This is a genomic window from Acidimicrobiales bacterium (assembly GCA_041394265.1).
Taxonomy (GTDB): domain Bacteria; phylum Actinomycetota; class Acidimicrobiia; order Acidimicrobiales; family SZUA-35; genus JBBQUN01.
Genome location: JAWKIO010000005.1, coordinates 3,442,375 through 3,464,888, shown reverse-complemented (window position 1 = coordinate 3,464,888; position 22,514 = coordinate 3,442,375). Strand labels below are relative to the sequence as shown.

At 66.0% G+C, this 22,514-nt stretch carries 23 protein-coding genes; 4 read left to right on the top strand and 19 right to left on the bottom strand.

Going from position 1 to position 22,514, the window contains the following annotated elements:
* Nucleotides 1-46: 46 nt before the first annotated feature.
* Both R2733_16900 and R2733_16895 read right to left on the bottom strand, forming a co-directional pair.
* Nucleotides 47-910 (bottom strand): crotonase/enoyl-CoA hydratase family protein, encoded by an 864-nt coding sequence (locus R2733_16900; GenBank protein MEZ5378188.1) that lies wholly within the window; start codon nt 908-910, stop codon nt 47-49.
* The gene (locus R2733_16895; GenBank protein MEZ5378187.1) at nt 907-1,329 is read right to left on the bottom strand and encodes a VOC family protein; all 423 of its coding nucleotides are present in this window, start codon (nt 1,327-1,329) and stop codon (nt 907-909) included. Before R2733_16895 ends, R2733_16900 begins: the two co-directional genes overlap by 4 nt.
* Before the next feature lie 37 nt (nt 1,330-1,366).
* On the opposite strand from R2733_16895, the gene R2733_16890 reads away from it, so the two are divergent.
* Nucleotides 1,367-2,092: a sulfite exporter TauE/SafE family protein gene (locus R2733_16890; protein ID MEZ5378186.1), complete on the top strand. Its 726-nt coding sequence runs from the start codon at nt 1,367-1,369 to the stop codon at nt 2,090-2,092.
* Here R2733_16890 and R2733_16885 read toward each other — a convergent pair.
* Nucleotides 2,089-3,345, bottom strand: coding sequence for a cytochrome P450 (locus R2733_16885; GenBank protein ID MEZ5378185.1), 1,257 nt, complete (start codon nt 3,343-3,345; stop codon nt 2,089-2,091). The two genes, R2733_16890 and R2733_16885, sit on opposite strands and share 4 nt — an antisense overlap.
* 5 nt (nt 3,346-3,350) lie before the next feature.
* Entirely contained in the window at nt 3,351-3,548 is a 198-nt protein-coding gene (locus tag R2733_16880) for a ferredoxin (protein ID MEZ5378184.1), read from the bottom strand.
* A gap of 122 nt (nt 3,549-3,670) precedes the next feature.
* Between R2733_16880 and R2733_16875 the strand changes: the two genes are divergently transcribed.
* Both R2733_16875 and R2733_16870 read left to right on the top strand, forming a co-directional pair.
* Nucleotides 3,671-4,342: an AzlC family ABC transporter permease gene (locus R2733_16875; GenBank protein ID MEZ5378183.1), complete on the top strand. Its 672-nt coding sequence runs from the start codon at nt 3,671-3,673 to the stop codon at nt 4,340-4,342.
* Nucleotides 4,339-4,638: an AzlD domain-containing protein gene (locus R2733_16870; GenBank protein MEZ5378182.1), complete on the top strand. Its 300-nt coding sequence runs from the start codon at nt 4,339-4,341 to the stop codon at nt 4,636-4,638. Before R2733_16875 ends, R2733_16870 begins: the two co-directional genes overlap by 4 nt.
* Here R2733_16870 and R2733_16865 read toward each other — a convergent pair.
* Nucleotides 4,635-5,273, bottom strand: a complete 639-nt coding sequence (locus tag R2733_16865) for a TetR/AcrR family transcriptional regulator (protein MEZ5378181.1) — start codon at nt 5,271-5,273, stop codon at nt 4,635-4,637. The two genes, R2733_16870 and R2733_16865, sit on opposite strands and share 4 nt — an antisense overlap.
* A gap of 14 nt (nt 5,274-5,287) precedes the next feature.
* On the opposite strand from R2733_16865, the gene R2733_16860 reads away from it, so the two are divergent.
* The gene (locus R2733_16860) at nt 5,288-5,719 is read left to right on the top strand and encodes a PaaI family thioesterase (GenBank protein MEZ5378180.1); all 432 of its coding nucleotides are present in this window, start codon (nt 5,288-5,290) and stop codon (nt 5,717-5,719) included.
* Nucleotides 5,720-5,721: 2 nt separating this feature from the next.
* Here the strand turns inward: R2733_16860 and R2733_16855 are convergent, their stop codons facing one another.
* The 14 genes from R2733_16855 to R2733_16790 all read right to left on the bottom strand — a co-directional run bounded on the left by R2733_16855 (nt 5,722) and on the right by R2733_16790 (nt 22,448).
* Complete coding sequence (locus R2733_16855) at nt 5,722-6,615, bottom strand: permease-like cell division protein FtsX (GenBank protein ID MEZ5378179.1); 894 nt, start codon at nt 6,613-6,615, stop codon at nt 5,722-5,724.
* A gap of 8 nt (nt 6,616-6,623) precedes the next feature.
* Nucleotides 6,624-7,301: a cell division ATP-binding protein FtsE gene (gene ftsE / locus R2733_16850; protein MEZ5378178.1), complete on the bottom strand. Its 678-nt coding sequence runs from the start codon at nt 7,299-7,301 to the stop codon at nt 6,624-6,626.
* Nucleotides 7,298-8,425, bottom strand: coding sequence for a peptide chain release factor 2 (gene prfB / locus R2733_16845; protein ID MEZ5378177.1), 1,128 nt, complete (start codon nt 8,423-8,425; stop codon nt 7,298-7,300). The genes ftsE and prfB overlap by 4 nt, the downstream gene beginning before the upstream one ends.
* A gap of 51 nt (nt 8,426-8,476) precedes the next feature.
* Entirely contained in the window at nt 8,477-11,338 is a 2,862-nt protein-coding gene (secA, locus tag R2733_16840) for a preprotein translocase subunit SecA (GenBank protein ID MEZ5378176.1), read from the bottom strand.
* Nucleotides 11,339-11,410: 72 nt separating this feature from the next.
* Entirely contained in the window at nt 11,411-11,977 is a 567-nt protein-coding gene (raiA, locus tag R2733_16835) for a ribosome-associated translation inhibitor RaiA (GenBank protein ID MEZ5378175.1), read from the bottom strand.
* 58 nt (nt 11,978-12,035) lie between these two features.
* Complete coding sequence (locus R2733_16830) at nt 12,036-12,698, bottom strand: hypothetical protein (protein MEZ5378174.1); 663 nt, start codon at nt 12,696-12,698, stop codon at nt 12,036-12,038.
* A gap of 108 nt (nt 12,699-12,806) precedes the next feature.
* Nucleotides 12,807-14,282 (bottom strand): adenosylhomocysteinase, encoded by a 1,476-nt coding sequence (gene ahcY, locus R2733_16825; GenBank protein ID MEZ5378173.1) that lies wholly within the window; start codon nt 14,280-14,282, stop codon nt 12,807-12,809.
* Between the two features lie 166 nt (nt 14,283-14,448).
* Complete coding sequence (locus R2733_16820) at nt 14,449-14,895, bottom strand: SRPBCC family protein (GenBank protein ID MEZ5378172.1); 447 nt, start codon at nt 14,893-14,895, stop codon at nt 14,449-14,451.
* A 40-nt stretch (nt 14,896-14,935) separates the two neighbouring features.
* Nucleotides 14,936-15,703: an SDR family oxidoreductase gene (locus R2733_16815; GenBank protein MEZ5378171.1), complete on the bottom strand. Its 768-nt coding sequence runs from the start codon at nt 15,701-15,703 to the stop codon at nt 14,936-14,938.
* 20 nt (nt 15,704-15,723) lie between these two features.
* Complete coding sequence (locus tag R2733_16810; GenBank protein ID MEZ5378170.1) at nt 15,724-16,758, bottom strand: SIS domain-containing protein; 1,035 nt, start codon at nt 16,756-16,758, stop codon at nt 15,724-15,726.
* Between the two features lie 43 nt (nt 16,759-16,801).
* Complete coding sequence (locus R2733_16805; protein ID MEZ5378169.1) at nt 16,802-17,038, bottom strand: Trm112 family protein; 237 nt, start codon at nt 17,036-17,038, stop codon at nt 16,802-16,804.
* A gap of 28 nt (nt 17,039-17,066) precedes the next feature.
* The gene (gene manA / locus R2733_16800) at nt 17,067-18,263 is read right to left on the bottom strand and encodes a mannose-6-phosphate isomerase, class I (protein MEZ5378168.1); all 1,197 of its coding nucleotides are present in this window, start codon (nt 18,261-18,263) and stop codon (nt 17,067-17,069) included.
* The gene (gene manB / locus R2733_16795; protein ID MEZ5378167.1) at nt 18,260-19,642 is read right to left on the bottom strand and encodes a phosphomannomutase/phosphoglucomutase; all 1,383 of its coding nucleotides are present in this window, start codon (nt 19,640-19,642) and stop codon (nt 18,260-18,262) included. Before manB ends, manA begins: the two co-directional genes overlap by 4 nt.
* 37 nt (nt 19,643-19,679) lie before the next feature.
* Nucleotides 19,680-22,448 (bottom strand): hypothetical protein, encoded by a 2,769-nt coding sequence (locus tag R2733_16790; GenBank protein ID MEZ5378166.1) that lies wholly within the window; start codon nt 22,446-22,448, stop codon nt 19,680-19,682.
* Nucleotides 22,449-22,514 lie beyond the last annotated feature (66 nt).

Here is a 22,514-nt window from a genome sequence, read left to right as displayed (position 1 = left end):
GGCTGGTCGCCCTGGCTTCCGAGGGTGAAAGCGGGCACAGCTGAACTCAGGAGAACTGGCGCTCGACCCAATCGGGGAAGACGTCGGGGGTGTCCTCGCTGGGCTTGAGCGACCACTGGGGGTCGCGCTTCTCCAGGAAGCTCACCACACCCTCCTTGGCGTCGGCCATGGCGCCCAACGCTTGGATGGCTCGGGAGTCGACGCGATGCGCTTCCATCGGATGGTCGAAGGTGAGGCCCCGCCACAGCATCGCCCGGGTGAGCGAGACCGACACCGGCGCGGCATGAGTGGCGATTTCCCGCGCCAACTCATACGCACGAGGGAGCAGCTCGTCATCGGGCAGGACCGTGACCAGCCCGCCCTTGCCGGCCTCCTCGGCCATCATGACCCGGCCGCTGTAGCACCACTCGAGGGCCTGGCTGATGCCGACCAGCCGAGGCAGGAACCACGATGAGCACGCCTCGGGCACGATGCCCCGACGGGCGAACACGAACCCGATCTTGGCGCTCTCGGCCGCCAGCCGAATGTCCATCGGAAGGGTCATCGTGATGCCCACACCGACCGCCGGTCCGTTGATGGCGGCGATGACCGGCTTCTTGGACTCGAAGATCCGCAAGGTGGTGCGGCCGCCGCCATCGCGCTCGACCTGGGAGGTATCGCGACCGCGAGCGCCGGCATTGAAGGTGTCGCCGCCCGCGTCACCGAGTTCGGCGCCGGCGCAGAATCCACGCCCGGCACCGGTGACGACCACCACTCGGATGTCGTCGTTCGAGTCGATGTGATCGAACGCCTCGATCATCTCGGTCATCATCTGGCCGGTGAAGGCGTTCAGACGGTCGGGCCGGTTGAGCGTGAGGGTGGCGATGTGGTCGGCCACCTCGAGCGTGATCTGTTCGAAGTCGAGAGTCATGCCTCACGTTCTAGCCCAGCGGGCCAAGAATCTCGATCTGGCGTACTGAGCTCGACCGTATTGCCCATCGGATCACGCACCGGGAAGCTCCAGTACCCGACCCAAGATGGCTGGTCCCGCCAAACCGGGACACCCTCGGCGAGCAGCGCCTCGACGGCTTCGACGAAGGCGCGTCCCTCGAGCTCGAACCCCCATGACGGCAGCGGTTCGACGCCCCCAGCCCAGCCGAGCTGAGACGACCAGCCCTGCCGAAGCTGAACCACGTCGGCATCCACCATCGTGAGCTGGAGCGATCCGACTCGGTAGCCCACCGCCTGCGGCTCGTCGGAGTGATAGACCTCCTCCAAGCCGATCAGCGCAGAATAGAAGTGACGTGCCGCGGGAAGATCGTTGCAGTGGAGATAGAGAAAGCTCTTCACGGACCGACCGTACCGCCTTGCTTGCTAGCGTCCCAGGGTGCATGTTGTCGGACTCGCCCTGGTCGCTGCGCTCCTGGCGGTCTTCGTCGGTGCGATCCTGCAGGGGTGCATCGGCTTCGGGATGGTCGTATTGGCCTTCCCCGTGCTCGTCTCGCTCGAACCTGCGCTCCTGCCCGGCACCGTGCTGTTGGCGTCGATCCCGCTCGTCACCATCAACCTGTATCGCAACTGGTCCGGCGCCGACTTCGGCGAGGTGGCATGGCTGATGAGCGGCCGCATTCCGGGCATGCTCGCCGCAGTACTGCTCGTACGAAGCGTCGATCGTTCGGTACTCGCCATCGGTGGGGGCCTCGTCGTGCTCGCAGCCGTCGCGCTGAGCTTGTGGGCTCCGTCGATCCAGCGGAATCGCGCCACCCTGGTCGGTGCCGGGGCCATCTCGGGACTGTTCGGCACCGCCGTCGGGATCGGCGGACCGCCACTCGGCCTGCTCTACCAACACGAGACCGGGCCGAAGCTTCGGTCGACCGTCAGTGTGCTCATGTTCGTCGGTGCTCCGCTCAGCGCCGCCATCCTGGCGATCAGTGGTGAGCTCACCGCCGCCGACCTTCGCACCGGACTGGTGTTCATGCCTGCGACAACGCTCGGCATCCTGAGCGCGCCGAAGTTCATCCCGTGGGTCGATACCCGCCTACGGGTCACCGTGTTGGTGGTGTGTGCCATCGCCGCCCTGGTCGCCATGGCCAGGGTGGCAATCGTGAACTAATCGAGGATGCGGATGGGAAGGATCCGGGGCCCGCGCACCTGACCGCCCGCCCACGTGACGGCCTCAGGATCGGCCAGTTCGAACTGGGGAATCCGACGGAGCAGCTCGGTGAGCGACACGATCATCTCCATGCGAGCCAGGTTGGATCCGGCGCAGCGATGGATGCCGACACCGAACGCGATGTGACGATTGCGCTCGCGGTCGATGATCACGTCGTTGGGGTTCTCGAAGACCTCGGGATCGCGATTGGCAGCCGGGAAGTTCATCAGCACCTTGTCGCCATAGTGCATCGGACAGCCGTTGAACTCGACCCCGTCGCGTTCGGACACGACTCGGGCCATGGTCACCGGCGAGTAGGCCCGCAGGAACTCTTCGACCGCATTGGGGATGAGTGACGGATCGTCGACGAGGCGCTGGCGATCCTCGGGATGTAAGGCAAGATGCCATACCGCTGAGCCGATCGAGCTCCATGTGGTGTCGATGCCCGCCACCAGCATCAGGTTGCAGGTGCCTTGCACGTGCTCGACCGGGATCTTCTCGCCGTCGATCTCGGTGTCGAGCAGGCGGGAGATGAGGTCGTCACGCGGATTGACTTGCCGGTCGGCGATCTCGGCCATGAAGAAGTCGGCGATCTTGCCCCGGTACTTCTCTCGGATCGCCGGGTTCGACAAGCCGAGCTCGAGCGTGCCTCGTACCCAGTCGACGAACTGGTCGGCATCGTCAGGGTTGATTCCCAACAGGTTGGCGATGACCCGCGGCGGGATCTGCTGGGCGTAGTCGACGGCGCCGTCGAAGCTGCCCGTGTCGATGAAACCGTCGATCAGCTGGTTGCAGAGCGCGACCGTCCCGGGTTCGTGTTCCTCGGTGGCGTGCGGCGAAAACGCCGGCAACAGCAGGCGGCGGGACCAGGTGTGGACCGGCGGGTCGGCGCTGATGGGTGGTGCGTTGACCGTGTGATACGCCCCACCGGGAAGGATGTTCTGCGCTGCCTCGGGCGGCCGGACCACGATCGGGTCCTCCGACGACAACTCCGGGACCATCCGAGCCAACGCCACGACGTCTTCGTAACGCGTGGGCAGCCACGAACCGCCCCACCGATCGGTGTGCGCCACCGGGCACTCACCACGAAGATCCTCCCAGATCGGGTAGGGATCGGTGATGTATTCGGCGTCGAAGATGTCGTAGTCGGTGGTCCAGTCCGTGACCGCCTCCCGTGGAGGCGGCCCGGTGATGGTGTCGTCGGTGTCGGCCACTGCGATCAGTCCTCGACGATGCTGATGGCGTACTCGGGGCAGTTGTCGATGGCGAGGCGGGCCTTGTCTTCCAATTCGGCGGGGACGACGCCGTCACCCTTCTCCGAGGCGTACCCGTAGTCGTCGACATCGAAGAGCTCGGGGGCGATCGAATAGCAGCGGTTGTGGCCTTCACACTTCTCGGAATCGACCTTGATGCGCATGTGCTCTCTCCTGAGTTGCGGTACGAGTTGGTCGGAACTTAGTCCAAGGACGGCGCCCGATGCCATCGTTCTGCCTTACAGCGCAAGGTACGGGTTTTGGGGTCCGGCAATAGGCTCCGACGATGCCGATCTCGCCCCATCGTCGCGACGCCATCGTGCTCGGCATCGCTGTCGGCGTCTTCGGTGTCGCGTTCGGCGTGTTGGCGACGACGAGCGGCTTCTCGGTCGCGCAGGCGGTTGCCATGTCGCTCCTGGTGTTCACCGGCGCTTCGCAGTTCGCCGCCGCCAGCGTGATCGGCGCCGGGGGCAGTGCGGCTGCAGCGTTGGCCTCTGCGCTCTTGCTCGCCGCTCGCAACGGGTTCTACGGCATCAGCGTGGCCAAGCTCGTCCCGCCGGACACGCCGTGGTGGAAGCGGGTGGCGACGGCCCAGCTCACCATCGACGAGTCGACGGCTCTCGGGTTGGCGCAGCAAGACCCGGCCAAGCGCTACGACGCCTTCCTCGCCGGCGGATTGTCGGTCTTCGTCTTCTGGAACCTGGGCACGCTCCTCGGCGCAGTCGGCGGCGATGCGATCGGTGATCCGGCGGCGCTCGGACTCGATGCTGCGTTTCCTGCCGGATTCATCGCTCTGATGATGCCGGCGCTGCGCCACCGCTCCGGCCTGCTCGCAGCCGTCGCCGGGGCGGGGATCGCTACCGCCCTCATCCCCTTCACGCGGCCGGGCATCCCCGTGCTCGCCGCCGCCCTCGGAGCGGTGCTCGCGTTCGTCACACTGGGGCCGTTGCCCGAGTGAGCTGGGCCGCCCTCCTCCTGCTCGCCACCGGCGCGTTCGCCTTCAAGGCGGCCGGGAACTTCGGCGTCGGCAGCGTCGCCGCCAACCCGATCGTGGTCGGACTCGGTCGACTGCTGCCCCCGGCCCTCCTGGCGGCGCTCATCATCGACGGCACACTGAACTCGGGTGGGTCGCTCGTGCTCGACGAGCGAGCAGCCGGCGTGATGGCCGGTGGGATCGCCGCCTACTTCAAGGCCCCCTTCTGGTTGGTGGTCGTGTTGGCCGCCACCGTGACCGGGGTGCTCCGCCAGTTCTAGCGCAGCAACGGCTCGATGAACCGTTGCCAGAGCGCTGCGAGCCACGACTCGTATCGCTCCACGTCCCACCCACGTTCGCCGGTGAGGCGGAGGAAGATCTGTGGGTCGGCCGAGGCCCAGATCGTGTCGGCAACGGTCCCGTCGACATCGTCGATCCCGAGGTCGTGCACGAACAGCGCCATGTTGTCGGCGCGCCGCCGAGAGAAGTACTCGAGGAGATCCCGAGCCACATGGTCGCCACCCGCCGCATCGCGCAGCACACCGAACAGCCAGGCGCCCCGTTCGTGCATCGCTGCAGTCGCCGCGGCATAGCGAGCCAGCTTGGCCAGGGGCTCGTCGAGCAGGCGAATCTCGGCCACGTAGTCACGCTCGATCGCTGGTACGACCTCGGACGAGCCCGACAGCGAGTGCTCGACCAACATGCCGATCATCTCGGGTTTGCGACCGATCAAGGCGTAGATCGTGTCGACGTGGACCTGAGCGTCGGCAGCGACCATTTTCATTGTGGTGCGGGCGTAGCCGATCTCGGCAAATCGGGTCGCCGCGGCGTCGAGGATCGCCGCCCGGGTGGCCGCGGAGGCGTCCACCCGATTGCTGTTGTCGTACCTTCGCTTGACGCCCTTCTCGTCAACCACGAGAATCTATCCTAATGGCTTCGGATAAAAACTTCTTCCAACGAGTGCAGGACGGCGAGCTACCGAGGCCACCGGCCGCCGACACGCTCGGCTGGTCGCTACGGAATCTGGACACCACCGCCGGAACGATCGAGGTCGGATTCGAGGCCAGCCCCGCGTTCACCAACCCGGTCGGCCACGTGCAGGGCGGCTTCCTCGCGGCGATGCTCGACGACACCCTCGGCCCGGCACTGGTGGCAACGCTCGACGACGAACAGTTCGCTCCAACGCTCGATCTACAGGTCCAGTTCCTTCGCCCCGCCCACCCGGGCACACTGATCGGACACGGTCGCGTCGTGCGGCGCGGTGGACGCATCGCCCACCTGGCAGGGGAACTGCGCGATGCAGGCGGCAGGGTGGTGGCAACCGCGACGGCGACCGCAATGATCGTCGAGACGTCGTTGTAACGCTAGGCGTCGAGATAGCGGGTCACGGCGATACCGGAGCCGACGGCGCCGATCACGGCGCCGACGATCAACAGCACCAGCGCGACCGGAGCGAGCTGGCTCGAGGTGAGCGCGAAGCTGTCGAACAGTCGGAAGTCGGTGCTGTTCAACGCGTTCCGGATGAGCCGGTTGAGGCCGAACACGGCCAGGCTCGACACCCCGGCACCCAGCAAACCTTGGGCCAGGCCCTCGAACATGAACGGCAGGCGGATGAACGAGTTGTTCGCACCAACCAACCGCATGACTTCGATCTCGCGTCGTCGAGCGAACAGTGCGGTGCGAATCGAGTTGTACATGAGCAGGCCCGAGGCAACGGCGGCCGCAAGCGCGGTGGCAAACATGATGCGCGAGGCTGCGCTGGTGAAGTCGTTCAGCTGTTCGATCGCTTCGGACGCGATGTCGATCTTCTTCACCCCGGCCAAGCCTTCGAACGACGCTCCGAGAGCGTTCACCACGGCGGGATCGGCGATCTCGGGCACGACCCGATATGAGGTCGGCAGCTGTTCGGGTTGGACCGCGTCGAGCACCTCGGGCGAGTCCTTCCAGAACTCGTTGAACTCGACCCAAGTCTCCTCGGTGTTGACGTAGCGGTAGTCCTTTACGCCCGGCGAATCGGCGAGGGCGCGATCGAGCGACGCCAGCTGATCCGTGGTCGCTTCCGCATCGACCCAGATGATGAACTCGACGTCGTCCTTGAAGCGGGTGTTCAGTCCGTCGACGCCCTGCCGGATGACGAGCGCGGCACCGAGCAGCGACAGCGACACGGCGACGGTGAGAACGGTGGCGATGCTGAGCGAGGGGTTGCGGACGAGGTTCTGGGCGGTCTCCCGCATGAGGTAGTCGACTCGAAGAGCCATGGGAACTCCTACTCGTAGACGCCGCGCGCCTGGTCGCGCACGATGTCACCGTTGGACAGCTCGATCACCCGGCGACGCATCGTGTCGACGATGCCACGATCGTGGGTAGCCATCAGCACGGTGGTGCCGGTCTTGTTGATGCGATCGAGCAACCGCATGATGCCGATGGCGGTCTGGGGGTCGAGGTTGCCGGTCGGTTCGTCGGCCAGGAGGATCAGCGGACGGTTCACGAACGCACGAGCGATCGAAACGCGCTGCTGCTCGCCGCCGGACAGCTGATGCGGATACTTGTCGGTCTTCTCCCCCAACCCAACCAGCTCACAGATCGCCGGGACCTGGTTCTTGATCACGTGACGGGGGCGACCGATGACCTCGAGCGCGAAGCTCACGTTCTCGCTGACCGTCTTGTTCGGCAGCAGCTTGAAGTCCTGGAAGACACAACCGATGTTGCGGCGCAGCATCGGAACCTTCCAGTTCGAGAGCTTGCCGATGTCCTTGCCGGCCACGAAGATGCGGCCGGCGTCGGGGTCTTCCTGCTTGTTCACCAGACGGAGGAAGGTCGACTTGCCCGAGCCGGACGGGCCGACCAAGAAGACGAACTCGCCCTTGGCGATGTCGGCCGACGCGCTCCGGAGGGCCACGGTGCTGCCGGGGTACTCCTTGGTGACGTCTTCGAGCTTGATCACGCTGCGCCCTTCGCCCCGTCGGTTCCGGTTGCCCGACGCCAACGAAGCCATGCTTCCATGAACGGCGAGACATCACCGTTCAGCACGCCCTCCGGATTGCCCGACACCAGACCGGAGCGCTCGTCTTTCACCTGCTGATACGGCTGGAGGACGTAGGAGCGGATCTGGCTCCCCCACTCCACCGCCTTCGACTCTCCTGCCTCGGAAGCGAGCTCGTCTTCTCGCTTCTGGCGTTCGAGGTCGACCAGCTTCATCGCCAGCATCTGCATGCAGCGGTCCTTGTTCTGATGCTGGCTTCGTTCGTTCTGACAGGACACCACGATGCCGGTCGGCAGGTGCGTGACGCGGACGGCGGAGTCGGTGGTGTTGACGTGCTGACCACCCGCGCCCGAGGACCGGAAGACGTCGATCCGCAGATCCTTGTCGTCGATGTCGACCTGATTGGCGGCGTCTTCGATGAAGGGCACCACCCCGAACGAGGCGAACGCCGTGTGGCGTCGGGCCTGGGAGTCGAATGGCGAGATCCGAACGAGTCGGTGGACACCGCGTTCGGCCTGCAGCATCCCGTAGGCGAAGCGGCCCTTCACGGTGAAGCCGACCGCCGACAGACCGGCCTCCTGGCCGTCTTGCCATTCGGTCACCTCGAGCGAGAACCCTCGCTTGTCGGACCACCGCTTGTACATCTCGAACAGCATGGCGGCCCAGTCCTGGGCGTCGGTGCCACCGGCGCCCGAATGGATCTCGCACACCGCGTCGCCCTCGTCGTACTGGCCGGTGTAGAGGGCCCGAAGTTCGAGTTCGGCGAACTCGGCGTCGAGTTTCGCGATGATGGCCTCGGCCTCGGCCATCGACTCGTCGTCGTTCTCCTCGGCCGCGAGCATCCAGAGGGTCTCGGCGTCGTCGATGTTCGATGCCAAGCGGTCGTAGAGGATGAGGTCGTCTTTGACCTGGGTGAACTCGGTCTGCACCTCGCGGGCGCGATTCGCGTCGTCCCAGAGATCGGGGCGACCCATCTCGGTTTCGAGCTGGGGCAGGCGGGCGCGGAGCTCACCGACCCGCAGGTAGTGGTCGGCCTCGGCGAGTTCGGTTCGCAGTCGTGCGATGGCGTCGGACAGATCAGGCATGGAGGGGCTCGTTGATCGTAGGGAAACGGGTCGGACGGGACGTGGCGGGCGTCAGCGTCCGTGGCAGACCTTGAACTTCTTGCCGCTCCCGCATGGGCAGGGATCGTTGCGACCGGTCTTGTCCCACTCGGTCTTGACGACCGGCTGGGCGACCTCGGGTTCGTCGTCGACCTCGGCTGCAGCCGCCGCCCGGGTCAGTTGGCGGGCCTCGGCCTTGGCGGCGCGAATGTCGGTGGTGCGGACCGCGGGCTTGACCATCGACGGCTTGGCCGCCGGTGCCGGTTCTTGCTTGACCGCCGGTGCTGCTGCCGCTTCGTCTTCCGGTGCCATGGGACCCGACGTGGTGACGTCGGTGACCTCGGGTTCGGCGGCCGTCTGACCAACCGAGCCGTCGGGGTTGACGACGGGGCGAGCTTGCGGCTGGAGCTGGGGCTGCGGGGCTTGCTGCACCTGGACCCGAACATGCATCAGGTAGCGGATGAAGTCGGTCTTCAGACCGATCATCATGCTCTTGAACAGCTCGAAGCCTTCACGTTGCCATTCGACGAGCGGATCGCGCTGACCCATCGCTCGCAGGTTGATGCCCTCACGGAGGTTGTCCATCTCGGCGAGGTGCTCACGCCAGCGCTGGTCGACGAGCTGGAGCATGATCTGGCGCTCGATCTGGCGCATCAGGTCGGGCGTGAGCTCGGCCTCGCGCTTGTCGTAGTAGGCGAGACCCTCCTGCTCGATCATCTCGATCATCTCGGCCGTATTGCGGGAGTCGGCGAGTTGCTCGGCGGTGATCTCGGTGGGCCAGAAGGTGGCGAGATCGGTGTGCAGGCTCTCGATGTCCCAACCGTCGTCGAGTTCGTCGATGCAGTAGGTGCGGACGATGGTCTCAGCCACCTCGCCGATGGCGTCGATGGTCTCGGACCGCAGATCGGCCTGATCGAGCACCTGCGCCCGGCGCCGGTAGATGACCTTGCGCTGCTCGTTGAAGACCTCGTCGTACTTCAGCACGTTCTTGCGGATCTCGGCGTTGCGCTGTTCGACCGTGGTCTGAGCCCGTTCGACCGACTTCGAGACCATCTTCGACTCGATCGGGACGTCCTCGGGGAGCGCCTTGTCCATCACCCAGTTCATTGCACCGGTGGCGAAGATCCGCATGAGGTCGTCTTCGAGCGACAGGTAGAACCGGCTCTCGCCCGGATCGCCTTGGCGGCCGGAACGGCCACGGAGCTGATCGTCGATGCGGCGGCTCTCGTGACGCTCGGTGGCGAGGACGTAGAGGCCGCCGGCGTTGCGGACGACCTCGGCGTTCTCGGTACAGATCGGCTTCCAGTAGGCGAGACGTTCGACGTAGTAGGCATCGCCCTCGTCGGTGGCCAGCTCGAACCCACTCGCGTGGGTGTCGGCTTCGGCCAGCTTCTCGGCGTTGCCACCGAGCACGATGTCGACGCCACGACCGGCCATGTTGGTCGCGACCGTGATGGCACCCGGCTGGCCGGCCTGGGCGACGACGTCGGCCTCGCGGAAGTGCTGCTTGGCGTTGAGGACCTCGTGCTTGATGCCCCGCTTGGTCATCAGGTTCGACAGCACCTCGGACTTCTCCACCGAGGCAGTGCCGACCAGCACGGGCTGATCGTTCTGCACCCGATGCTCGATGTCGTCGATGGCGGCTTCGAACTTCGCCAACTCGGTCTTGTAGATGAAGTCGGCCTGGTCGATGCGCTGTATGGGACGGTTGGTCGGGATCTGCACCACCGCCAGCCCGTAGGTGCTCTCGAGCTCGGCGGAGTCGCCGAGGGCGGTACCGGTCATGCCGGCCAGCTTGTCGTACATGCGGAAGTAGTTCTGCAGGGTGACGGTGGCCAGCGTCTGCTGCTCTTCCTTGATGCGCACGCCCTCCTTGGCCTCGACGGCCTGGTGGAGACCGTCGGACCAACGGCGACCGTCGAGCACACGCCCGGTGAACTCGTCGACGATCTTCACCTCGTTGTTGGCGACGAGGTAGTCCTTGTCTCGCTGGAACAGCTCCTTCGCCCGCAGCGCCGCCTGGAGCTGGTGCACGAGGTCTTGCTGGACGCCGTCGTAGAGGTTCTCGACGCCGAGAAGTTCTTCGACTCGCGTGATGCCGTCGTCGGTGATGGCGACCTGACGCTTCTCCTCGTCGACGTCGTAATGCTCGTCGCGCTTGAGTTGGCGGACGACCTGTGCGAACTGGATGTAGAGATCGGCCGCACCCTGCACCTTGCCGCTGATGATGAGCGGAGTGCGGGCCTCGTCGATGAGGATGGAGTCGACCTCGTCGACGATGGCGAACGAGTGACCGCGCTGCACCATGTCGGGCCGTGATCGGGCCATGTTGTCGCGCAGGTAGTCGAAGCCGAACTCGTTGTTGGTGCCGTAGGTGATGTCGGCCGCGTACTGCGCCCGCTTGAAGTTCGAGTCGGGGTTGCCCGGAATGATGAGCCCGACGGTGAGGCCGAGCCAGCGGTGCACCTCGCCCATCCACTCGGCGTCGCGCGATGCCAGGTAGTCGTTGACGGTGATGGCGTGCACGCCGTTGCCGGCGAGGGCATTGAGATAGATCGGCAGGGTCGACACGAGGGTCTTGCCCTCACCGGTCTTCATCTCGGCCACCCAACCGTTGTGGAGCGTCGCCCCACCCATCAGCTGGACGTCGTAGTGGCGCTGGCCGATGACGCGGGTGGCGGCCTCGCGCACGGTGGCGAACGCCTCGATCAGCAGGTCGTCGAGGGACGCACCGGCGTCGAGACGCTGCTTGAAGTCAGCCGTCTTCGCCTTGAGCTGGTCGTCGGACAGCGCCTGGAACTCGGGCTCGAGCGCGTTGATCGGGTCGACCAGGTTCTGCACGGTCTTCAGGCGTTTGCCGTCGCCTGCTTTGAGGATCTTGTCGAGAAGCTTCATCTGGCTGACGAGTCTAACGCCGCTAGCGGATGGCACAGGTGCACGTCAATGCCCTGTGCCATGCCAGCCGAATCAGCCGGCCTCGATATGGCCGATGTCGCCGTCGTCGCGGCGATAGACCACCGCCGACTGGTTGGTCTCGACGTTCACGAACAGATAGAAGTCGTGATTCAGCAGGTCCATCTGCAGCGCCGCCGCCTGCGGGTCCATGGTTCCCAGGACGAAGCTCTTGCTCTTCACGATGTTGTACACGGGCTCGGGATGGTCCTCGCCGTCGCCGTTGAGCAGGGTCTCGGGCACGAGATCGCTCTCGACCGCGATCTTCTGGTGACTCTGCTGACGGTTCTTGACCTTGGTCTTGAGCTTGCGGAGCTGCCGTTCGAGCTTGTCGACCGCAATGTCGACCGCCGTGAAGGGGTCGGGGGCCGAGACCTTGCAGCGCACGTGGTGGCCGTGGCCCTCCATCGTGACTTCGCAGAACTCCTTGTCGCCGATCCGGGGGTTCTTCTCTTCCCAGAAATGTACGTCGGCTCGGTCCATGCCCTTGAGGAAGCGATCGAGTCGCCCGATCTTCTCCACCGTCATCTGGCGAAGCGGCTCCGACACCGTCGTATGCCGACCGCTGACTGTGACCTCCATGGAGGCCCCCTTTCGTTGGCTTGACGTCTACACAGGATGCACCTGTTCGTTGCCCACCTTACGCCGGTTGCCCCAACCCTGGCTGCGGGCCAAAGGTCACTTCCGGCGACCGGCGTCGGTGCTGGTCAGACGAGGCGACGGTGGCGGCGACGACCTGACGTGCGCCGGCGGCGAACAGCGCATCGGCGCCGCGTCGAAGTGACGACCCGGTGGTGACGACGTCGTCGATCAGCAAGAGGCGACCGTGACAGGGGCGTGTCGCGACGACCTCGACGCCCGCCAGCCGTTCCGACCGGCTCTTGCCCTTCTGCCCGGTGTCGCCGGCCGGTCGAGCCAGCAGGGAGCGAGCCGGTTGGCCGAGCACGGCCGCCACGGTGCGAGCGAGAAATCGCCCCTGGTCGAAGCCGCGTGAACGACGATGACCGGGAGCGGCGGGAATCCACGAGACGGCATCGACGGGTTCGAGGTCGAGGAGCGACCGTCCCAGCTCACGGCCGGCGAGCCGCAGGATCGGACGACGCCCGCCGTTCTTCGCCGCAAGCAGCATGGCCGCCGCTTCGGGTGTGTAGGCGAACAACGATCGGACCTCGAGGTCGTGCTCGTCGCCGGGCTCCGGACTGGCCAGCCACCGCACCGGCGCCGACTCGAGTGCGTGCCAACAGGCAGCGCACACGGTCGCCGCCGGACGGTGACAGATGGGACAGCTTCGTTCGAAGAACATCCCCGGAGACTAGGGATGCCTACTGACAGGGACGCGTGCCGAGGGACGAGGCCGCTCGAGCGCGCGCACCAGATCGGCGAAGCCGTTCGGCAACGCCGAACCAATGTGTCAGTACCGATAGTGCTCGGGCTTGTAGGGGCCCTCGACCGGGACGCCGATGTAGTCGGCCTGTTCCTGGGTGAGGGTGGTGAGCCGGACGCCGAGGGCGTCGAGGTGCAGTCGGGCCACCTTCTCGTCGAGGATCTTGGGCAGCGTGACCACCTCGACCCCGTAGGACTCGGCGTTCTTGTGCAGCTCGATCTGGGCGAGCACCTGGTTGGTGAAGCTGGCCGACATCACGAAGCTCGGGTGGCCGGTCGCGTTGCCCAGGTTGAGCAGGCGACCCTCCGACAAGATGATGATCGACTTGCCGTCGACGAAGCGGAACTCATCGACCTGGGGCTTGATGTTGATGCGCTGCACGTCGGACTGCTTGTAGAGCCCGGCCATGTCGATCTCGTTGTCGAAGTGACCGATGTTGCCGACGATGGCGCCCTGCTTCATCTTGCTCATCGCCTCGGCCGAGATGATGCCCTTGTTGCCGGTGGTGGTGATGAAGATGTCGGCGGTGCCGAGCATGCGCTCGAGGGTGTTGACCTCGTAGCCATCCATGGCGGCCTGGAGCGCACAGATCGGGTCGACCTCGGTGATGACCACTCGGGCACCCTGGCCACGCAGGGCCTCGGCGGTGCCCTTGCCCACGTCGCCGTAGCCCATGACCAGAGCGACCTTGCCGCCGATCATGACGTCGGTGCCGCGGTTGATGCCGTCGAGCACGCTGTGGCGGGTGCCGTACTTGTTGTCGAACTTCGACTTGGTGACGGCGTCGTTCACGTTGATGCCGGGGAACTTGAGGATGCCGGCACGCTGCATCTCGTAGAGGCGGTGCACACCGGTGGTGGTCTCCTCCGACACGCCGCGGATGTTGGCCGCCATACGCGAGAAGATGGTTGCGTCTTCACCCTGCATCTTGCGGATGAGCTCGAGGATGACGCCCCATTCCTCGGGGTCGTTGTCCTCGTCGAAGGCAGGAACGGCGCCCTCGGCTTCGAACTGGGCTCCCTTGTGCACGAGCAGGGTGGCATCGCCACCGTCGTCGAGGATCAGGTTGCAGAATTCCTCGGCGTCGGGCCAGCGCAGTGCTTGCTCGGTGCACCACCAGTACTCCTCGAGGGTCTCACCCTTCCAGGCGAAGACCGGCACACCCTGGGGATTGTCGACGGTGCCGTTGGGGCCGACGACCACGGCGGCCGCCGCTTCGTCCTGGGTCGAGAAGATGTTGCACGACACCCAGCGGACGTCGGCGCCGAGCGTGGTGAGGGTCTCGATCAACACGGCGGTCTGGATGGTCATGTGCAGGCTGCCCATGATGCGAGCACCCTTGAGCGGCTGCTCGTCGTAGTACTCGGCCCGCAGGGACATGAGGCCGGGCATCTCGTGCTCGGCCAGCTCGATCTGCTTGCGGCCGAGGCCGGCGAGATTGATGTCGGCGACCTTGTAGTCACCGTCGAGCAGGGTGCGCGGACGTTCGTTCGATGTGGTCATTTCAGCTCCGGTACGTGCGGATGGGCGCTCGCGGAAGCGCCGCGACGGAAGGCTGAGGCCCACTGGCCAGATCAGAACAGCCCTGATGCAGTCCAAAGGGTAGCTTCCGAGCGGTCCTTCGGCTCTAGGTACTATCGGCCAATCGGCTCAGGTTGTGAGAGCGCCGTCAGTCGGCGTCGAGGAACCGGCGAAGACCCGCTGCGGCGCGATCGCCGATCTTGTCGAACGCCAGGCCGAGCAGCGGATCGGCAACACCCAGCACGCCACCCGGCCCGGTCAGGTCGAGATCGGCAACATACGTGACCGACGACCCGGAGGGCGTGTCGACGATGGTGATAATGTCGTCGGACCGCAGCATCGGCGACTCGGCCACAAGGTGCAGCAGCGACGGTTCGGCGAACTCCACCACGTCGTAACGAAGGTCGAGCGAGTTGCCCACGAATCCCTTGACGCTCAGCTCGTAAGCGGCATCGGGACCCGGACCGTTGCCCTCGACCTGCTTGGCGGCGAGCACGCCGGGATCCCACTCGACAAACCGGGTGACATCGCTGAGCCGCTCGAACGCAGCGGCCGCCGAGAGTGGAGAGTCGATCGTGGTTTCGTAATGCGCCATGCGGCCGAGGTTCCCGGATTGGTCGAAGACAAACCTGAGGTCAGCGAGCCTTCATGGCGCCGTCGATCGGGATCGCCGTACCGCTGAGGAACCGGGATCCATCGGACACGAGGAACGCGATCAGATCGGCGACCTCGGACGGCTCGCCGTAGCGACCGAGCGGGATGGCCGAGGCGACCGCCGCCTGGATCATCTCGGTGTCGACACCGTCGGTCTTCAGGCCGTCTTCGAGCGAGCGCATCATGCGGGTCTGGATCGGCGACGGGCAGATCGCATTCACCCGGATCTGATGAGGAGCGAACTCGAGCGCCGCCGACTTCGTGAGCCCGATGACCGCGTGCTTCGACGCCGAGTAGATGCTGAGGTTGCTGGACCCGGAGAGCCCGGCGACCGAGGACAGGTTCACGATCGAGCCGCCACCGTGCTCGATCAGCACGGGAGCAATGGCGCGCATGCCCTTCCACACGCCCTTCACGTTGATGTCGAGGACCCGGTCGACCATCTCCTCGGGGTATTCGAGCAGTGGCGTGATGGCGCCCTCGATGCCGGCGTTGTTCACCAGCGCATCGATACGACCGAAGCGTTCGAGCGCCTGATCACGCACGGTTTCCCAGTCGGCGGTGCTGGTGACGTCGGCCTCGATGCCGAGCACGTTGGCGCCCATCTCGGCGGCCGCTTTGAGCCCGGTCCCCGCAAGGTCGGTGGCCACCACGCCATAGCCCGACTTGGCCAGCTTGGCGACGGTGGCGAGACCGATGCCGCCCCCGGCTCCGGTGATGACGACGACGCCGGTCAGATCGTTGGACATGGTGCTCCTCGTGGTTCGGATCAGCCCTGGGCGAGCCAGTGCTTGAGGTCATCGACGATCGGCAGGGGGCCAGGATCGAGGTCTTCGTTTGCCGCCAACTCGAGCGTGGTGAGGTCGCCGACGAAGATCAGGTCGAGCAACTGAGCGACCGGGCCCTCGCCCTTGGCCTCGACCGACAAGATGTCGGCCATGACCTCGAGCGTCTTGTTCTCGACATAGTCGAAGCGACGTGCGGTCTGAGGATGCTCGAAGTCGTGCCGCAGCTGAATCTGGGTGAACACCTGCCGGGTGACGTCGCCGTTCTGGCCCCAGCCGACGAGCTCGTTGTGACACAGATCGGGCATCGGCGCCCAGAAGGCCGGGGTCTTGACGTTGTGGTTGAATGCGATCTTCCAGCGCTTGGCCGCCGTGGTGCCGATCACGCCGCCGCCGTAGATGATGGGCATGGTGCGCCCGATCTTGCGGGCGAGCTCCTTGGCCGGGCTCTTGTCGCCGACCAGTTCCTCGCGGCGGGCCTTGAGGTCTTCGACGGCGATGGCAAGCCAAGCTCGGGCGCCGGGGAAGAGGCCCACCTGTTCGAGCGCCAGCATCGCCGGAACGGCGAGGGCGCCGAGCTGGGCCCGGGGCATGGGAGCGTCGGACATGACCGGCAACACCGGAGCACCGGCACGGCGAGCCAGGGTTTCGAGTTCGCCGCCGTTGGTGACGGCCACCAGCGGGGCTCCCGCCTCGACCGCAGCCTCGAGCGATTCGAGGGTTTCCTCGGTCGTACCCGACGCCGAGACGGCGATGACCAGCGAGTTCGGGCCAACCCACGACGGCGGCAGATAGCCGCCGTACACACTGATCGGTCGGGGCGAGAACGGACGGGCCGAGGCGGCGGCGACATCGCCACCGAAGCCGGAATCACCCATGCCCAGAATCAAGACGTTCTCGATCCGAGTCGGATCGGGAAGGCCGGCAATGTCACCGATTGCGTCGAGCGAGCCTTCGATCTGCTCCGGCAGGGCGAGCATGGCGTCCCACATGCCAAGCGAGTCGAGTCGTGTCGTCATCGTGTTCCTTGCGTCGTTCGCGGATGGTTCGTTCGTTGGCGACTCAGGCGGCGAAGGTGGGGGCGACCCCGTCGGCCTCCGCCTTGGCCTGCAGTCGGTCGCACTCGGCGTCGTCAACGGTGGAGGCCTCGTCGATCAGCATCACCGGGATGTCGTTGTCGATCCGGTAGGTGCGCTTGAGCCGAGGGTTGAACAGCACAGCCTCGTCGGCGAAGTAGAGCAGCGGACCCTTGTCTTCGGGGCATGCCAGGATCTCGAGCAGTTTGGGATCGAGTGCCATCGGGCGCTCCTTCACGACGAGTGGTGGGTCAACGAACGGTCGCCACACTAGCGCCCACCCCAGCACCCCATGCCAGCCCACTCCCCGTCAGCGGGATCGGCCCACTCGACGCAGGGACGAACGCAGGCACACCCACCTCGAGAGGGCTGCCGCCGAGCGAAGCCGAACCCTGCGTGACGAACACGATGGCCGGCCCATCGACGAGAAACGCCTCAGCCGACAGCTCGACGCGAGTGAGCGAGAACTCGGCAACCGGCGAGTCGTAGGTGTGGATGGGACCGGAGGGGCGTTGGACCGGCACGTCGATCGGGCGGTAGTCGACGACCGAGAGCAGTTCGTCGATGTCGATGTGTTTGGGGGTGAGTCCGCCCCGCAGCACGTTGTCGGAGTTCGCCATCAACTCGACACCGACCCCTTGCAGGTAGGCGTGCAGGTTCCCCGAGCCGAGGTAGAGCGCTTCGCCGGGGGCGAGGACGACGTGATTCAGCAGCAGCGCAACGACGCCGCCGATGTCGCCGGGGAAGGCGGCGGCGACCTGAGCACAGGCGGCCAGGTCGGGGCCGAACTCGCCGGCGATCGGATGACGCTGCCGGAGGAGGTCGGCGGCACGTTCGGCCACCGCGTCGGCCATGGCGGCCGCCGTCTCGGCGCCGAGGCCCAACAGGAACGACATGACCGAACGCAGACGTGTTGCGTCGTCGTTGTCGGCCGAAAGGAGCGACCGGACCTCGGCGAGGCGGCCGTCGTCGAGCGCATCGAAGAGCCGACACGTGGCCTCGAGAGAGCGGAAGCCGCACTTGGCCTCGAACGGCGTCAGTGCGCAGATCAACTCGGGTTTGTGATTCGGATCGCGGTAGGTCCGCTCGGGAGCGTCGATCGCGATGCCGAGTTCGTTCTCGCGGGCGAAGCCGGCGATCGCTCGGTCGAGGTCGGGGTGGGCTTGGATCGACAGGGGGATGGCGGCGGCAAGCAACTTGAACAAGAACGGCAGCTGACCGAACCGTTCGTCGACCTCGGCACCGAGGAAGTTCCCCGGTTCGGCTTCGATCGCCTCGAGGAGGGTGCGTCCGTCACGCAGCCGGCTCGGGGCCTTGGGATGCGCTCCCATCCACAGCTCGGCCTCGGGCTCACCACTCGGGGGTTTCCCGACCAGGGTCGAGATCGCATCGCTCTGACCCCAGGCGTAGGGCTGGATGTCGCAGTCGAGGCGCTCGAACGGGGTCATGCCTGCGCCATGACCGCCTGCACCTCGGCCACCCGCTGGGCCACGGCATCGACGTCGGCCGCTTCGAGATTGAGGCGGAGCAACGGCTCGGTGTTGGAGGCTCGAAGGTTGAACCACCACTCCCCCAGGTCGACGGTGAGCCCGTCGAGCCGGTCGATCGTTGCCCCGGCGTAGTGGGCGGCGACATGGTCGATGACGGCGCCTGCGTCGGCGACCGTGGTGTTGATCTCGCCCGAGGCGGCGTAGCGATCGAGCGGCGCCAACAGCTCCGAAAGCGTGCCGTCGAAGGCGCTCAACTCGGCCAGCGCCATCATGGCGGCGATGAGACCGGAGTCGGCCCGCCAGTTGTCGGCAAAGTAGTAGTGGGCAGAGTGCTCGCCACCGAAGATGGCATTCTCCTCGGCCATGTGGGCCTTGATGAACGAATGGCCGACACGCGAGCGGAAGGCGGTGCCGTTCGATTCGGCGATGACCTCGGGGACGACCTTCGAACAGATGAGGTTGTGCACCACGGTGCGCTCCGGGTGCTTGGCCAAGATCGAGCGAGCGAGCAGCGCCGTGGTGAGCGAACCCGAAACCGGCTGCGCCTTCTCGTCGACGAGGAACACCCGGTCGGCGTCGCCGTCGAAGGCCAGCCCGATGTCGGCGCCGACTTCGAGCACCCGGGCCTGGAGGTCGCGCAGGTTCTCCATGTTGAGCGGATCGGCCGGATGGTTCGGAAACGTGCCGTCGAGTTCGGGATAGAGGAGATCGAGCTCGAACGGCAGATCGGCAAAGGCGGCCGGCACCACGAGTCCGCCCATGCCGTTGGCCGTGTCGGCCACGATCTTCAGCGGACGCAAGGCCTGCGTGTCGACGAAGCTGTGCACATGGTCGACGAAGGCGCCGAGGAGGTCGGTGACCCTGGTGGTGCCCGCCTGGCCGGCTGCCTCGGGTGGGTTGCCTTCGAGCACGGCTCGGGCGGTGGCCTTGATGGCGCTCAACCCGGTGTCCTGGCCGATCGGCGCGGCCCCCGACAGACACATCTTGATGCCGTTGTAGCCGGCAGGGTTGTGTGATGCCGTGAACATGACGCCGGGCATGCCGAGCGATCCGGCAGCGAAGTAGATCATGTCGGTCGATGCCAGCCCGATCTCGACGACGCCGAGTCCCTGTCGGGCCGCGCCGCGAGCGAAGGCCTCGACCAGTTCCGGACCCGACGGACGCATGTCGCGACCGATGACGATCTCGGTGGTTTCGGGCTCGACCTCGGCGATGAAGTTCGCGAACCCGATGCCGAGCGCCTCACACACTTCGGCGGTGATCTGGTCGGGATAGGTGCCACGGATGTCGTAGGCCTTCACGATGGCGTCGAGCGAGGTCACAGCAATGGAGGTCACCGGCTCCAGGGTACGCCAGCGTGGCAGGCAGATGGCCTCATTGGGTAGTGCTGTTCATCGCGACATCGGCCAACGGACCTGGTGCTTCCGGGTCGACCGGCGGATGCTCGACGTCGTCGGCCACCTCAGGGTCGGTGGCGATCGCCTCAGGATCGGGACCGGTCGGGCGGCGACGATGATCGGCAACGACGAGTGCGCCCAAGGCGATCAGGCCGAACAACGTGAGGAGATGGCCGAAGATGTCGATCACGGTGTAGCCGTAGTGCAGTTCGACGTTCGTGTCGGTCGGGATCACCACCATCAGGTTCGGCCCCGCTCGGTACGGGCCATCGGCACCGCTCGCCTTCCAGTTCGGGAAGTACGACGCCTTCACCAGCACCGGCTTGCCCACCTGGTCGACGGTGAACGAGATGCGGTCGGTATCGACATCGATGTCGGACACCACTGCCGGGACGATCTCGTCGCCATCGGAGGGAACGAGCACGTCGACCCGTTGCCATTCGTCGGGGCCATCTTCGGCCGGGAGGGCCTCGTATGACTGGGCCTGGTTGTAGTAGTTGACCGCCTGGCTGATCCAGCCGGTCTCCCACTTCCCGGCCAGCGCTCCCATGTCGGTGGGACCCGTGGCCACGATCGGGTCGTACTCGAGCCCCTCGACCAACTCGTTGCCGACGACCTCGAACACCACCCACGGCTCCGACGTGGCCACCTCGACGAGGTCGTCTCGCGATCGGGCCGCAGCGATAGCCGTGTCGGTCTGGGCCATGTAGTACTTGACGCCCATCACCTTGAGCTGGGCAACACCGGTGATGATGTCGAATCCCTTGTAGGGCAGTTCTCGCTGCGCCCGCGACGGGTTCTCCGACAGCACCGACTGGTTAAGGAAGTGGAAGGGCGTCGAGGCCGACGACTCGAAGTAGAGACCCTCCATCGATCCGATGCAGCCGTCGGTCCAGTGCGGCAGGAGCATCAGCGCCATCGGGGTGCCGTAGCGATCGAGGCCCGAGTCGTACTCCCACATGGCTCGCCCACAGCCATTGGTCTCGCCGAGCTGGTCCATGGTGTCGACCACGGTTCGGTACTCCAGGAACGACGGCTTCTCCTCGTAGCCCGAGTAGTTCCACGCCACCCACGACGGGATGAAGCTGCGGGCGTGTGAACGGATACCGGCCCAGGTGTAGACGCCGTTGGCGTTGACACCACCGCCGGGCAGGGCACGAAGGGGGATGGCGATCCCGATCAGCGTCAGCGCAACGCCGAGGGCCGTGGAGCCGATCATGACCCGGCGGTCCGGCCGGTCGAGACGTTCACTGACCGCCACGGCGCAGAAGCGGGCGATGTGGGCGATCCCCACCGCAGCGGCGAGGTAGACCGCCAGGTAGTAGAACGGCAGCAGTCGGGCGTTCCAGAGCTTGCCTTCTCCGAGGTTGGCGACAGCGACCGCGAACACCCCGGCCATGATCGAGAACATGATGCCCATGCGGTCGCGCGTGGCAATGGCGAGCACGGCACCGACGGCGGCCACGGGGAGCGCCACCTTCATGGGCGTGGTCAGCAGCAGCGGACCGATCTCGTTCTTGCGCTCCCAACCCATGTCGTTGAAGTAGGCCGACTGGAGGTAGAAGGGCGCCAGCCAGAAACATGCCAGCAGGGCGGCAACCGGGCCGGTGATCAGCAGCCAGGTGAACCGGCGGCGCACCCGTTCGTCGGCCACGATGATCGCGATCGCAACGGCGACGGCGGCGCCGGCCGTAGCGAGCAGGGTGCCGATCGGCACCACGTCGGCCAGCACCATCGGCGCCAGTGAGAACGTGATCGCAATGGCCAGCACCCACAGGCGCGGCACCTTCTGGTCGATCAACATCACCAACGTCAGGCCGAGGAGGGCGAAGAACAACGGGATGAGGTGCGACAGTGCAACGAGGGCGATGACCACGGCGGCGACGCCACGCGAGCTGCGTTCACCAGCGGCGTGCAGGTCCATGCCGCGAATGGCGACGCCCATGGCGACCAGGCTGAGACACAGCCCGATGGAGAACGCGAACTCACCGGCGAGGGTCGAGGCGATGTTGCCGCCGTAGATGGAGAAGTTGGTGTCGAAGAGGAAGACGGTGGCACCGAACGCGAGGAAGGCCGGCACCGGCTCGCGGGTGCCTGCCAGCTTGCCGAGCGACCAGGCGGCGACGGGAAAGGCCACGAGACCGCTCACGCTGACGAGCTTGAAGGCGACACCGTAGGGCGTGCCGACCACGAGAACGGCGGTCGTGATCCCGGCCAGGATGAGCGGCACCCGCCACGACGAGAACCGACGAGCGGCGAAACCGGCAGCAGCGAGCGCGACCGCGGCGATCGGGAGACCGATGACCGGACTGAAGCCGGCGTTGATGGCGATGATCGCCAGCGACGGGATCACCATGTAGAAGTGGTACGCCGGGAACCCGGCATACCAGTCAGGGGTCCAGCCGGTCAGTCGGCCCTGGGTCAAGAGGTGATCGCGCAAGAAGGCCGGACCCCAGACATGGGCGCCCATATCGCCACCCGATGGCGTGGTGTCCAAGAACAACAGGTCGGGTCGTAGCTGCACGAAGACGAAGACCGAGCAGGCGAGCGCCGCCAGGAACCCGAGGAACGTCAGCAGGCTGTCACCATCGGCGACCATCTCGTGATCGTCGGTCTGGTCGATCATGACCGGGGGTCGGACGACCTCGACCGGCGGATCGAGGAGCGCACCGCGAAGCTCATCGACCGACGTGCCGGTCGAGTCGCCGGCCACGGTGTCGGTCAGGGGGTCGTGGTCCACAGACATAACCGCCACATCGTGGCACCCCCGGGCGACGTTGCGTTGTCATCACCCAGATTCGTCGCCCGGCGG

Coding starts and splice junctions, on each gene's coding strand:
- R2733_16900 (MEZ5378188.1), bottom strand. CDS start 910: ATGACTCTCGACTTCGAACAGATCACGCTCGAGGTGGCCGACCACATC.
- R2733_16880 (MEZ5378184.1), bottom strand. CDS start 3,548: ATGCGCATCAAGGTCGATTCCGAGAAGTGTGAAGGCCACAACCGCTGC.
- R2733_16875 (MEZ5378183.1), top strand. CDS start 3,671: ATGCCGATCTCGCCCCATCGTCGCGACGCCATCGTGCTCGGCATCGCT.
- R2733_16860 (MEZ5378180.1), top strand. CDS start 5,288: ATGGCTTCGGATAAAAACTTCTTCCAACGAGTGCAGGACGGCGAGCTA.
- R2733_16855 (MEZ5378179.1), bottom strand. CDS start 6,615: ATGGCTCTTCGAGTCGACTACCTCATGCGGGAGACCGCCCAGAACCTC.
- prfB (MEZ5378177.1), bottom strand. CDS start 8,425: ATGCCTGATCTGTCCGACGCCATCGCACGACTGCGAACCGAACTCGCC.
- secA (MEZ5378176.1), bottom strand. CDS start 11,338: ATGAAGCTTCTCGACAAGATCCTCAAAGCAGGCGACGGCAAACGCCTG.
- raiA (MEZ5378175.1), bottom strand. CDS start 11,977: ATGGAGGTCACAGTCAGCGGTCGGCATACGACGGTGTCGGAGCCGCTT.
- R2733_16830 (MEZ5378174.1), bottom strand. CDS start 12,698: ATGTTCTTCGAACGAAGCTGTCCCATCTGTCACCGTCCGGCGGCGACC.
- ahcY (MEZ5378173.1), bottom strand. CDS start 14,282: ATGACCACATCGAACGAACGTCCGCGCACCCTGCTCGACGGTGACTAC.
- R2733_16820 (MEZ5378172.1), bottom strand. CDS start 14,895: ATGGCGCATTACGAAACCACGATCGACTCTCCACTCTCGGCGGCCGCT.
- R2733_16815 (MEZ5378171.1), bottom strand. CDS start 15,703: ATGTCCAACGATCTGACCGGCGTCGTCGTCATCACCGGAGCCGGGGGC.
- R2733_16810 (MEZ5378170.1), bottom strand. CDS start 16,758: ATGACGACACGACTCGACTCGCTTGGCATGTGGGACGCCATGCTCGCC.
- R2733_16805 (MEZ5378169.1), bottom strand. CDS start 17,038: ATGGCACTCGATCCCAAACTGCTCGAGATCCTGGCATGCCCCGAAGAC.
- manA (MEZ5378168.1), bottom strand. CDS start 18,263: ATGACCCCGTTCGAGCGCCTCGACTGCGACATCCAGCCCTACGCCTGG.
- R2733_16790 (MEZ5378166.1), bottom strand. CDS start 22,448: ATGTCTGTGGACCACGACCCCCTGACCGACACCGTGGCCGGCGACTCG.